Origin of the sequence: Plesiocystis pacifica SIR-1, from assembly GCF_000170895.1 — a bacterium.
GTDB lineage: Bacteria > Myxococcota_A > Polyangia > Nannocystales > Nannocystaceae > Plesiocystis > Plesiocystis pacifica.
This window is the reverse complement of record NZ_ABCS01000007.1, coordinates 18,680-31,113: the sequence shown is the minus strand read 5'-3', so window position 1 is coordinate 31,113 and position 12,434 is coordinate 18,680. Positions and strand designations below refer to the sequence as shown.

Genomic DNA, 12,434 nt, shown 5'->3' with positions numbered 1-12,434 from the left:
CATTGACGCCCGCCCGAGTGTCAGTCACAGTCTCAGCAGCCAGTAGGCCCGCGAATTGAGCAGATTTCAGAGGCGCGGAAAATCTGGTGAGGAAAGAGTAAATATGGCGACCTTCAACGAAGTGCTCTCTCGGGTCAAGGCGGACATCCGCGAGCTCTCGGTCGACGAGACCAAGGCGCGGGTGCTCGACAACCGCAGCGACTCGCCCGTGCTCGTCGACGTGCGCGAGCGCGACGAGTACGAGCAGGGCTTCATCCCCCACGCCGAGTGGATCCCCCGCGGATTCCTCGAGCTCAAGATCGAGGACCTGGTCGCCGACCGCAGCCGCGAGGTGGTGATCTACTGCGCCGGCGGTGTGCGCTCGGCCCTGGCCGCGCGCTCCCTGGTCGAGATGGGTTACGAGAGGGTCTACTCCATGGCCGGCGGCTTCCGGGCGTGGAAGAACGCGGGCCACGCCTTCGAGCGCCCGCGGGTGATGAGCGCCGAGCAGATCAAGCGCTACAGCCGGCACATCATGCTGCCCGAGGTCGGTGAGGTCGGGCAGGGCAAGCTCCTCGACGCCAAGGTCCTGTGCCTGGGCGCCGGCGGCCTGGGCTCGCCGAGCGCCCTGTACCTCGCGGCCGCGGGCGTGGGCACCATCGGCATCGTCGACGACGACGTGGTCGACGAGTCCAACCTCCAGCGCCAGGTCCTGCACAACATCGAGCGCCTGGGCATGCCCAAGGTCGAGAGCGCCCGCAAGACCCTCCAGGCCCTCAACCCCGACGTCAACGTGATCCCCATCGAGGATCGCCTCGACAGCTCCAACATCATGGACATCCTGGCCAACTACGACTTGGTCGTGGACGGGGCCGACAACTTCCCCACGCGCTACCTGCTCAACGACGCCGCGCTGAAGCTCAAAAAGCCCGTGGTCCACGCCTCGATCTTCCGCTTCGAGGGTCAGGTCACGACCTTCATGGCCGACGACGAGGGGCCCTGCTACCGCTGCCTCTACCCCGATCCGCCCCCGCCCGGCATGGCGCCTTCGTGCCAGGAGGCCGGCGTGCTGGGGGTTCTGCCCGGCATGATCGGGACCCTCCAGGCCAACGAGGCCCTCAAGATCATCCTTGGCGTGGGCAAGACCCTCTCGGGTCGCCTGCTCGTCCTCGACGCCCTCGGCACCAAGTTCCGGACCATGAAGCTGCGCCGCGATCCCGATTGCCGGGTTTGCTCCAAGCAGCCCGAGGACATCGAGCTCATCGACTACGAAGCTTTTTGCTCGATCGGTTGAATGCCGGAGGAAGCGGCGCGTCGTAGCCAATGCCAACGGTGGCCAAGCGCTGAACTTCGTCGCCGTCTTTCTTCGTGTCGTCGAGAACCCCGGGAATGGTCCCGGGGTTTTCCTTTTCCATTAGGCCCCCGCAGGCTCCTCGAACCGGGGACGCTTCGTCGCTACCGCTCCTCCTCTTTGGCTGTAAGGCAATGGGGTTCGTGCCTGGGAGACCGCATGTGGTCGCCCCCGCAAGCGGGGGCGTTTTCTGGTGTGCCCGGCATGGACACCGACCTGGAGGTGAAAGTCCTCCTCCAAGGAGCCACGAACGAAGAAAGGGAAGCGCAAGGGCCCAAGGGCGACTGAGGGTCTGAAAGAAGCGTGAAACGAACCAGCGGGTCGACGCACAGAAACCGGATCAGAGGCGGGGCGCCGGGGGCGAGCGTGCCAGAGAACGCGAAGCTCCTCGTGGCCGAACACGGCGTCACGTGCATCCGGCGATCGCGCTGGGAAGGCCGGTGTCCTTACCCGGGGAGATCTCGCTCTAGGGGCCTGAAAGGGCCACGTGGTCACGCACGCGGAGCGAGAAGTCAGCAGAGGTCACGAAAGGCGTCGAAGGGCGCCACAAGGACCGAACGAAAGCGAGGGCACGACGCCCGAGAATCTCGACGAGACCATGCCTCAGACGTCCAAACAAATGGAGCTCCCCCTGTGGGCCACCGGTGGATCCGGGACGCCCGAGGGGAGCGGGGAGGCTTCGTCGGCGAGGACCGGAAACGAGGGCCCAGGCACGCGCGCGCTCATGGAAGAGGTGGTCGACCACCGCAACCTCGAGCGCGCGGCGAAACGAGTCAGGCAAAACCGTGGAAGTCCTGGTATCGACGGGATGACGGTCGAAGAGCTGCCCAGGTGGATGCGCGAGCAGTGGCCTGGGATCCGCGAGCAGCTGCTCGCGGGCAGCTACGAACCCAAGCCGGTGCGAAGGGTGCAGATCCCCAAGCGCGGGGGAGGCGAGCGCGAGCTCGGCATCCCGACGGTGGGCGACCGTGTGATCCAGCAGGCGATCCTGCAAGTCCTCCAGCCGCGGCTGGATCCAACCTTCAGCGACCACAGCTACGGCTTTCGGCCGGGCCGCTCGGCCCACGACGCGGTCTCGCAGATGCGGGACTACGTGACCGAAGGGCGAGTGTGGGTCGTGGACATCGACCTGGAGAAATTTTTCGACCGGGTCAACCACGACATGCTGATGGGGCGGCTAGCCAAACGCTTCGAGGATCGTCGACTGCTCAGGACGCTCCGCCGCTACCTCTCGGCCGGCGTGATGGTCAACGGGGTGAAGGTGGAGCTGAGGCGAGGGACGCCGCAAGGCGGCCCGCTGTCGCCTCTACTTGCGAACGTGTACCTCGACGAGGTGGACAAGGAGCTCGAGCGACGCGGTCACGCGTTTGTCCGCTACGCGGACGACCTCCGGGTGCTCGTGCGGTCGAAGCGAGCGGGGGAGCGGGTGATGGGCGCGCTCATCAAGCGCTTCGCCAAGCTGCGGCTGCGAGTCAACGAGTCGAAGAGCACGGTGGCCCGGGTCTACGAGCGGCCGTTCTTGGGATTCCGTCTGTGGATGAACAAGAAGGGCGAGACGAAGATCGGGGTATCGAGCAAGTCCATGGAGAGGATGAAGGAGCGCGTCCGGGAGCTGACGAACAAGCGCCGCGGACGACGTGTGGAGCAGGTGGTGTGGCAGCTGCAACGCTACCTGCAGGGGTGGTGGAGGTACTACGGGCTCACGGAGAGCCGGTGGGGCTTCCGAGACGTCGAGGGGTGGATCCGACGCCGGGTACGGTGTCTGATCCTGTACCAGTATCGGACCCCGAGGCGGGCGTATCGAGCACTGCGGGCGTTGGGAGCCCGAGACTTGCAGGCGCGAGCCGTAGCGGCTCACGTGAGCAGGTGGTGGTGGAACTCGAAGGGCGTGGTGAACCGCATCCTGTCGAACTCGTATCTCGCACGGCTGGGAGTCCCGACCCTGGCCTCGTGACCTCAAGCGTCGAACCGCCTGGTGCGGACCCGCATGCCAGGTGGTGTGGGAGGGGTCGCCGGGGAGACCCGGCGCCCCTATCCCGATGCGGGGGTGAGGGAGCGTTTTCTGGCGGGGGTGAGGGAGCGTTTTCTGGCGGGGGTGAGGGAGCGTTTTCTGGCGGGCTTGCCAACCACTGATGGTTGGAAGCCCGCCAGAGCAATTCTTCCCGTCGCCCCGACCTCGAGCCGTAGCGAGCGAAGCGAGCGTAGGTGGAGGAAACGCGCGCAGAGAGCGAAGCGAACGAGCACGATTCCTCGTCGGGGCGAGCGTGTCCCACGACCTCCCGATAGAACCTCTTGGGGAAAACCAGCCTGCTCTCCAACCTGAGAAGCATGCAGCAGTGGCCGTAGAACCCCGACGCATGCAGCAGTGGCCGTAGAACCCCGACGCATGCAGCAGCGGTTGTTCAATGGTGCCCCAGGGGGTCGCGGGCGTGGTGATTTGCTATCAATGGCCCGTGAGCGAGGCGAAGCGACCGTGGCGAGCGCTGGGAGATGAGGGAGCGCTGGCGGTCCTGCTGATCCGCCACGGCGAGACGCCCCTCAACGCGGAGCATCGCTTTTGCGGCGCAGGCTCGAACCCGCCCCTGAGCGCGCTGGGGCGCGAGCAGGTCGAGCGCCTCGGGGTGCGGCTGCGGGGAGAGCTCGACCGGGTCTACAGCTCGACGCAGCTGCGCGCGTTGGAGACGGCTCGGGCGCTCGCGCGTGCGGAGGTGGAGGCCTTCGCCGATCTTCGCGAGCTCGAGCAGGGGATCCTCGAAGGCCTGCGCTTTCGCGACGCGATGGCAGAGCACCAGGAGTTCTTCGCGGCGTGGCGCCGGGACCCGACGGCGGTGCGGGTGCCCGGAGGGGAGACGCTGGGGGAGCTCGGCGATCGAGGGGCGGCGGTGATCCGTGCGCTGGGGCTGCGGCACGTGGCGGATCGGTCGGGCCCGCGGCGGGTGATCGCCGTGGTCGCCCACCAGATGACTCAGGCGACGGCGATCTGTCGGCTGACCGGCGAGCCGCTGGAGCGCTGGTCCGAGTTCCAGCTGGGCAACGCGGAGGCGAACCTGCTCGCCTTCGACGGGGCGCGCTGGCAGCTGCGTGGGCGCACGGTCTAGCGGGTATGCTCCGGGGGTGCCGACGCCCGAGCGCCTCATCCTCATCGACGCAAGCTCGCTGATCTACCGGGCCTACTACGCGATCCCGGCCAACTTCTCGACCGCGGACGGCCTGCACACCAACGCGATCTACGGCTTCGCCACGATGTTCCGCAAGATCCTCTCGGGCCGTCAGCCCGAGCGCGGGGCGGTGGTCTTTGACGCGCCCGGCAAGACCTTCCGCGAGGAGCAGTACCCCGAGTACAAGGCCCAGCGCCCGCGCATGGATCCGGAGCTGCGCGAGCAGCTGCCCTGGGTCGACAAGCTGGTCGAGGCCCACCGCTTCCCGCACCTGCGGGTGCCGGGCTACGAGGCCGACGACATCATCGGCACGCTCACGCGCCAGGCCGTCGACGCGGGCATGGAGGTTTACATCATCTCCGGCGACAAGGACTTCGCCCAGCTCATCGGGCCGACGGTGCGAATGATCGACACGCTCCGCGACGTGACCTTCGACGCCGAGCTGGTGCGCAAGAAGTGGGGCGTGCCGCCCTCGCTGTTCATCGACTACCTCGCGCTGGTCGGCGACAAGGTCGACAACATCCCGGGGGTGCCGGGCATCGGGCCCAAGACGGCCAAGAAGTTGCTCGACGCCTACGGCGACCTCGAGGGCGTGCTGACCCACACCAGCGAGCTCAAGGGCAAGCAAAAAGAGCGCCTGGAGGACAACGCCGAGCAGGCCCGGATGTCGCAGAAGCTGGCGACCATCGACACCCAGGTCGAGCTCGAGCTCGGCCTCGAGGATCTAAAGTTGGTGCCGGTCGCGGCCGCCGAGCTCAACGCGCTCTACAAGCGCCTCGAGTTCTACTCCCTGCTCTCGGAGGAGGAGGTCGCCAAGGGCGAGGCGAAGGCCCAGGTGGGGGCGGACTTTGGGGCGGTGACCAGCCTCGAGCAGCTCGACGCCTTGCTGGCGAGCCTACCCGGGCCCGAGGACGGCGCGGTCGCGACGATGGCGATCGTCGACGCGCCCTCGGCCGTGCGGGGCGAGCTCGCTGGGTTGGCGCTCTCGGTCGGGGCGGGCCACGGCCGCTTCATCCCGCTGCACTGCGAGGGCGGCTTGGGCGAGGCCGGGCTGGCCAAGCTGCGGCCCTGGCTCGAGGACCCCAAGCGCTACAAGCTCGGCCACGACTGCAAGGCGAGCTGGGTGGCCTTGCGCCGCAAGGGCGTGGCGCTGGCGGGGATCGTCGGGGACACGATGATCGAGTCCTTCCTCGTCGAGCCCAACAAGCTCATCCCCCACCGCCTCGACCAGCTGACCAAGGAGTACCTCCAGCGGACCATCCCGCCGCAAAAGCGGATCTTGGGCTCGGGCAAGCGGCTCAAGCGCTTTAGCCAGCTCGACGCCGAGGCCCTCGCGCCGTGGTGCTGCACGCAGGTCGAGGCCGTCGCGGCCGCGTTCGTCGAGATCCGCGAGCGCCTCGACGCCGAGGGCCACCGCGACACCCTCGAGCAGGTCTCGCTGCCGCTGTCGTGGGTCCTGGGCCAGATGGAGCTCGACGGCGTGGCCATCGACAGCGAGGACCTCGGCAAGATGAGCGAGGAGTTCGGCGAGCGCCTCGCCAAGCTCGAAAAGACCATCTTCGAGATCGCCGGCCGCGAGTTCAACATCGCCTCGTCCAAGCAGCTCGGGGCCGTGCTCTTCGACGAGCTCGAGCTGCCGGTGATCAAGCGGACCAAGACGGGCTACTCGACCAACGCCGAGGTGCTCGAGCGCCTCGCGGGCAAGACCAAGCACCCCAAGCACACCATCGCCAAGTACCTGCTCGAGCACCGCAAGCTCGCCAAGCTGATCAACACCTACACCGACGTGCTCCAGGCCGCGGTCAACCCCGACTCCGGGCGCATCCACGCGACCTTCCAGCAGACCGCGGGCGTGAGCGGGCGGCTGATCACCACCGAGCCCGATCTGCAGCGCACGCCCATCAAGACCCCGGAGGGCAAGCGCGTCCGCCAGGCCTTCGTGACCCGCCCGGGCTATAAATTAATCTCGGCCGACTGGTCGCAGATCGAGCTGCGCTTGCTGGCGCATTTTTCGAGCGACGCCCACCTCGTCGAGGCCTTCGCCAAGGGCCTCGACGTGCACGCGCGCACGGCCGCCCAGCTCTTCGAGGTCGGGGGCGGTCCAGAGAAGGTGAGCCGGGAGCAGCGCGGGGTCGGCAAGCTGGTCAACTTCGCGACCATCTACGGCCAGGGCGCGACGGCCCTCGGGCAGATCCTCAAGGTCCCGCGCAAGCAGGCGCAGGCCTACATCGACGGCTACTTCGCCTACTACTCCGGGGTCCGCGACTGGCTCGACGGGACCATGGCGCAGGCCAACGTCGACGGCTTCGTCGAGACCCTGCTCGGTCGGCGGCGCTACATCCCGGAGCTGTCGAGCAACAACTGGCAGGACCGCCAGGCCGGGGAGCGCATCGCCGCGAACACCCCCATCCAGGGCTCGGCGGCGGACATCTGCAAGCTGGCGATGCTCGGCATCGACAGGCAGCTGCGGGCGCAGAAGTTGACCACGCGCATGCTGCTGCAGATCCACGACGAGCTCGTGTTCGAGGCGCCCGTGGCCGAGGTCGAGGCCGTCGTGGCGATCGTGCGGGGCCAGATGGAGTCGGTGGTGGAGCTGCGGGTGCCGCTGGTCGTGGACGTGGGCGTGGGCGATACCTGGGCTGAAGCGCACTGAGACCGCGCACTGACACCGGCCGGCCTGCGTGCGGGCCGGCGTCCCGGAGGTGGGCCGGAGCGCGGGGCCAGGGTCGGTCCAAGTCCCCGAGATCCTTGGGACGCGGGCTGGTCCGCGGCCTGCAATCGCTCTGGGCCATGAGCGCTCTCGCCGACACCGATCCCCGCCTGCCCGTCGCGCCTCCAGCCGCCGAGCCTCACGAGGCCGCGAGGCCCCAGCCGACCTTTTACCTGCGCGCGGCCGCGGGACTGCGCCTGCCTCCGCGCGCGGAGCTGGTCCCGCTGTTGCAGCGCCACGTGCTCGAGACCCTCGGGGGCTGGGTGCAGCTGGTCATCCTCGAGCTCATCGCGGACGGCAGCGTCGAGTGGCACGCGGACGTGTCGGCCTCGCTGGCCCGGCCCCGGGTCGAGGCGGCTTCGAAGGGCGGGACGGTGCTGGCCTTTCCGCGGCTGAGCGTGAGCGGCAGGCGGGTCTGCGGAGCTTCGAGTCAGCTCTTCGTGGTCCGCTGCGTCGATCGTCGCGGCCCCCGGCGTCCAGGCTTGTGGGCGGCGCTGATCGTCGCAGAGGCGCTCGCGGCCATCCTCGGCGGAGAGCTCGTCGACCTCGGCGTGGGCGCGCTCGGAGGTCCCCCGCGGCCGCGCCCGCCCGCGGACGCGCGCGTGCGCGTGGTCCACCACTTGCGGTTGCCGAGCACGGCGGGCGCGGGTCGACGTCGGTGGCTGAGCACCCGGGGGATGGAGCGCTTTGGCCTCCCCGAGCTCGAGCTCGCCGAGCTCCCCGAGGCGTGGGTCGAGCGGGGCGCTCAGCTGCTCCTCGGCGTGGCCCAGCACCTCGTCGACTCGGCCTGGACCCCGCCGCCCACGCCCGCCCGCGGGGGGCGTCGACGCGAGCTGCTCCTGACCCTCGGCGAGCTCCACTGGGCCCTCGGCGGCGACGCCCTCGGCGTCCCCACGACCCGCGGTCGGGGTTGGACCCGGGTGGGCCTCGAGCTGGCCTTCGCGCGCAGCTGGCCCGCGCGCATTCGCGTCGTGCCGCCCATCGACGCGCGGCCCTGGCAGAACATGGGCGCGTGGATCGACAGCGTGTGGATCGACCTGTTCGGTCCGCCGCCCGCGGTCCGCTCGAGGCTCGGCGCGACGGGGAGCTGAGCGTTCGGTGGGGCTCGTTGGGGGGCCTCGAAAAAAAATCAAAAAATGTCTTTGCGTCCGCGGGGGAGGTGCATTAATTCAAAGTCATCGAGTTGGAGAGTTGGATGATGACCGTGTCGATGCAGCGATTGCGACTACGTAGTGAGCTCGGTGAGCTCGCGCGCCTCGGGCTGCGTCTGCGGCGTCTTCGGTGACTCCAATCGAAGCGCCAAGGGACCAGCGGAGTCGACCCTGAGGGTCGACGAGCGCACGCGAGCGACCGAGCTGACGCGAGCCGAGCGACCGCGCGGAGGACCTTCGAGGAGGGCATGAGTGCCCGCTTCTCGAGGTCGAGCCGCGGCGGTCGGAGGCGGCGCGTTTGGTGGCCTCGCGCGGCCACGCATCCTCATCCCGAGGTACGCAAACTGGCAAAGCGGCACAGTTGAGCGCTGTGTGACTCTGCGGGTTCGACTCCCGCTCTCGGGACTCCATCTCTAGGGGCGTTCGCTCAGTTGGAAGAGCACTCGGCTACGGACCGAGACACGGCGGGGGTTCGAGTCCCTCACGCCCCATCTGCCGAGGTACGCAAGTTGGTAAAGCGGCCGTACTCAGAATGCGGTGATTCTGCGGGTTCGACTCCCGCCCTCGGCATCCACATTTTTTTGGGACATTGGCGCAGCGGAAGCGCGCGCGCGTGCGAAGCGCGAGGTCGGGGGTTCGAGTCCCTCATGTCCCAGCAGTAACCATTGTGAGGCCGCGTCCAGGCGCGGCTGTCGAGGGGCATCAGCTCGAGTGGAGGAGCACTCGGTTCCGAGCCGAGAGGGTGGTGGTTCGAGTCCACCATGTCCCATGTTTGCCGAAGTGCGCCAAAGGGAAGAGCGGCCTGATTCAAGTCCAGGCGGGTGCGGGTTCGAGTCCCGCCTTCGGCTTTTGTCCCGTGCAAAGGGATGTGACTCTCGCGCAGGCTCCGCGAGCCTCGCGCGAGCGCGCATCCCCGAGCGCTCGCGGGCTTCGCCCCATGTTACCGTGTGCCGGTGCGGGTCCAACCGTGGCTGCTGGCGCTGGCTGCTCTGACCTTCGGGTGTGGAGATTCGGGGCTCGTCGACGCGAACGTCGACGACACGTCCACGGACGACTCGGAGGGCGACGAGGCGAACTGCCCGATCGGCTCCGAGGGCTGCCCGTGCACGGGCGGGGGCGGCTGCGACCCGGGCTTGATGTGCATCGACCAGGTCTGCGAGGGCGAGGCCACGTCCGAGACCGCCGAGGAGACCGAGGGCGAGACCGGCGAGTGCACCGAGGTCGGCTGCGAGTGCGACGGGGAGCCGGGCAGCTGCGACCCCGGCCTCATCTGCGAGGACGGCGTGTGCATTGGCGAGGACTGCGGCAACGGTGCCCTCGACCCCAACGAGGCCTGCGACGACGGTAACTCCGTCGACGGGGACGGCTGCGACAGCGACTGCACGCGCACGGAGATCCTCGACACGGTCGGCGGCGGCGGCCACACCTGCGTGCTGATCGAGGGCGGCAAGGTGCTGTGCTGGGGCGAGAACGTCGTCGGCCAGCTCGGCAACGGCATGCCGCAGACCGTCGGCGACAACGAGACGCCGGCGGAGGTCGGCCCGATCCAGCTGGCGGAGGGCGCGATCGGCCTGTCCGCGGGCGCCACCCACACCTGCGCGCTGTTCGAGGACCAGAGCTTGCGCTGCTGGGGCCTCAACGCCACCGGCCAGCTCGGCTACGGGAACTCCTTCGTGGTGCCCACCCTCGGCGACGACGAGAGCCTCGTGGGCCTCGAGGCGGTGCCCGTGGGCTTCCCCGTGGACGAGGTGTCCATGGGCGCGCTGCAGACCTGCGCGCGCGGTGGCGGCATCGTCCGCTGCTGGGGCGCGAGCAACTTCGGCCAGCTGGGCCTGGGCAACACCACGACGATCGGCGACGACGAGGTCCCGGACATGGCCGAGGCCGTGTTCCTCGGCGGCGAGGCCCAGCACATCGCCCAGGGCGCGAACCATGTGTGCGCGCTGCTGACCACGGGCGACGTGCGCTGCTGGGGCCGCAACGACCGCGGCCAGCTCGGCATCCAGAGCAACCAAAACATCGGTGACGACGAGGTGCCCTCGTCCTCACCCGCCGCCGACATCAAGCCCGCGGCCGTACCTGGCGGCGCGACGGTCCAGAAGCTGAGCTTGGGCCTGTCGCACAGCTGCGCGCTGTTCACCTCGGGGCAGCTGGTGTGCTGGGGCCACAACGACCGCGGCCAGCTCGGCCAGGGCAACACCGTGACCTGGGGCGACAACCCCGGGGAGGCCCCCGCGATGCTCGAGCCCATCGCCCTGGGCACCAGCGCCGTCGACGTGGCGGCGGGCTACGACCACACCTGCGCCCTGCTCAACGACGGCAACGTGCGCTGCTGGGGCGACTGCTCCGCCGGGCAGTGTGGCTACGGCGACGACGAAGACGTGGGCGACGACGAGACCCCCGACATGCTCGAGCCCGTGGACCTGGGCAAGCCGGCGGTGGCGATCATGGGCGGCGGCGTGGCCCACACCTGCGCCGTGCTCGAGGACTTCACCCTCAGCTGCTGGGGCCTCAACCAGTTCGGGCAGCTCGGGTACGGCTTCACCCACGACATCGGCGACAACGAAGCGCCGAAGACCGCGGGTGCCGTCGAACTCTATTGATTATGCCCCCACAGGCGGTTGGAGACTGGGGGCGCTTCGTCGCTCCGCTCCTCCGCTTTGGCTTGTCCTCAAACTCGTTCGTGCCTGCGAGGGGGCATGTGGTCGCCCCAGATCAGATCAGCCATCACCGAAGTCGAGGCTTCGGCCTACCAAGGATGAAACAGCCCCCCGCGGACTACCGAGCGGTCAGTTTCGTATCAGAGGGGGCGAATTTTCTGAGCGGAGTCGCAGCTGAGCTAGCTACTGGCCGACGGCGAGGGGGGCGTCGGTGTCGACGACTTCGCTGCGCTCGGAGGTGTCGAGCTTGACGACCACGTCCTCTTCGCGCAGGCGCGGCTCGGTGTAGAGCTCGGGGTGGCGGGACCAGACCTTCTTGTAGAAGGCCCGGATGCGGTCCATGTCGGCGGACAGGTCTCCGCTGGGCTCGATCATCGGGCCGAAGCCGGCCTCGCGCTTGTCGTAGTCGAGGTAGCTCATGCACATCGGGACCTTGGCCCCGCGGGCGATCTGATAGAAGCCGGACTTCCAGTAGTCGCGCTTGGCTCGGGTGCCCTCGGGGGGGATGGCAAGCAGGATGGTCTCGCGCTTCTCGAACTGCTCGACCATCTGGGCGACGAGGCCCTGGGGAGAGCTGCGGTCGACGGGCACGACCCCGGCCCAGCGCGGGATGAAGCCGAGGGGATGGTTGACCAGGGAGGCCTTGCCCATCCAGTTGAGCTCGATGCCCCAGACCCAGGCGAAGCCGAGCATCCAAAAGCCGTCCCACCAGGTCGTGTGCGGCGCGGCGATGATCACGTACTTGTCGATCTGCGGCGGGGGCCCGCCGACCTTCCAGCCGCCCATGCGCAGGCAGGTGGTCGCAAACAGGGCCTTGGCGCCGCGAGCACGCTCGGTGCGCCGCGTGTAGCCGTCGTTGACGCTCTCGGCAGGCTGTCCGTCAAAGTCGCGGTTCACAAACCATCGCTAGCACTTTGGCGCGGGGGCCCGCACGGGCCGAGCGTCTCAGATTCGTCACCGTTGTGATGAAGTTGACGGAGCCTGCGGGAGGCTCGGTGCGCCGCGCGAGAGCGGGGCTCAGGCCGGCCTGGGGCCAAGCACGACGCCCGCGCGCTGCTGCTCGACGAGGAAGTTCGTCAGGCTGTCGACGCTCGCGTAGATCCGCTGGTTGGTCTCGTCGTCGGCCTGGCTGGTCACGCCAAAACGCCGGTGCACGGCCATGGCGAGCTCGAGCACGTCGATGGAGTCGAGGCCGATGCCCGCCGACGCGAGGGGAGCCGCGCTGTCGATGTCATCGGGCGTCGTCTCATCGAGCTGGAGGGCGCTGATGATCAGCACCTTGAGCTCGCGCTCGATCTCGTCCCGAGTCATCTCGGGTGCCGCGCCGCCGGGCATGAAGGTGGGCTACCTTACTCGGCCGTTGCCGTCGAGTCCAGGGCGGGCCGGAGGGCCGCGAGGGGTGATTGACACCCCATCGGAACCCAT

General features: G+C 68.6%; 8 protein-coding genes and 6 tRNA genes. 12 read left to right on the top strand and 2 right to left on the bottom strand.

All coding sequences use genetic code 11. The features are described 5' to 3' along the window. Positions 1–103: 103 nt before the first annotated feature. The 12 genes from moeB to PPSIR1_RS05080 all read left to right on the top strand — a co-directional run bounded on the left by moeB (position 104) and on the right by PPSIR1_RS05080 (position 10,952). Positions 104–1,273, top strand: a complete 1,170-nt coding sequence (gene moeB, locus PPSIR1_RS05135; RefSeq protein WP_006969927.1) for a molybdopterin-synthase adenylyltransferase MoeB — start codon at positions 104–106, stop codon at positions 1,271–1,273. 676 nt (positions 1,274–1,949) lie between these two features. Next, positions 1,950–3,284, top strand: coding sequence for a group II intron reverse transcriptase/maturase (gene ltrA / locus PPSIR1_RS05130; protein WP_045115404.1), 1,335 nt, complete (start codon positions 1,950–1,952; stop codon positions 3,282–3,284). A gap of 499 nt (positions 3,285–3,783) precedes the next feature. Next, positions 3,784–4,428, top strand: a complete 645-nt coding sequence (locus tag PPSIR1_RS41840; RefSeq protein WP_157595209.1) for a histidine phosphatase family protein — start codon at positions 3,784–3,786, stop codon at positions 4,426–4,428. A 16-nt stretch (positions 4,429–4,444) separates the two neighbouring features. Beyond that, a complete protein-coding gene (polA, locus tag PPSIR1_RS05120) occupies positions 4,445–7,141 on the top strand; it encodes a DNA polymerase I (RefSeq protein WP_006969924.1) in 2,697 nt (898 codons plus the stop codon). 137 nt (positions 7,142–7,278) lie between these two features. Beyond that, positions 7,279–8,289, top strand: a complete 1,011-nt coding sequence (locus PPSIR1_RS05115) for a hypothetical protein (protein ID WP_006969923.1) — start codon at positions 7,279–7,281, stop codon at positions 8,287–8,289. Between the two features lie 389 nt (positions 8,290–8,678). Beyond that, positions 8,679–8,754 (top strand) — tRNA-Leu (locus PPSIR1_RS05110). A gap of 11 nt (positions 8,755–8,765) precedes the next feature. Further along, positions 8,766–8,840 (top strand) — tRNA-Arg (locus PPSIR1_RS05105). A 3-nt stretch (positions 8,841–8,843) separates the two neighbouring features. After that, positions 8,844–8,919 (top strand) — tRNA-Leu (locus tag PPSIR1_RS05100). Between the two features lie 13 nt (positions 8,920–8,932). Continuing rightward, positions 8,933–9,004, top strand: a tRNA-Arg gene (locus tag PPSIR1_RS05095). A gap of 41 nt (positions 9,005–9,045) precedes the next feature. Next, positions 9,046–9,118: transfer RNA gene (locus PPSIR1_RS05090), tRNA-Arg, on the top strand. Between the two features lie 5 nt (positions 9,119–9,123). Beyond that, positions 9,124–9,197, top strand: a tRNA-Leu gene (locus PPSIR1_RS05085). Between the two features lie 105 nt (positions 9,198–9,302). Further along, entirely contained in the window at positions 9,303–10,952 is a 1,650-nt protein-coding gene (locus tag PPSIR1_RS05080; protein ID WP_006969922.1) for an RCC1 domain-containing protein, read from the top strand. 240 nt (positions 10,953–11,192) lie between these two features. Here the strand turns inward: PPSIR1_RS05080 and PPSIR1_RS05075 are convergent, their stop codons facing one another. Then, on the bottom strand, positions 11,193–11,906 hold the full coding sequence (locus PPSIR1_RS05075; protein WP_006969921.1) for a lysophospholipid acyltransferase family protein: 714 nt from the start codon (positions 11,904–11,906) through the stop codon (positions 11,193–11,195). Positions 11,907–12,026: 120 nt separating this feature from the next. Beyond that, a complete protein-coding gene (locus PPSIR1_RS05070; RefSeq protein ID WP_006969920.1) occupies positions 12,027–12,344 on the bottom strand; it encodes a phosphopantetheine-binding protein in 318 nt (105 codons plus the stop codon). Positions 12,345–12,434 lie beyond the last annotated feature (90 nt).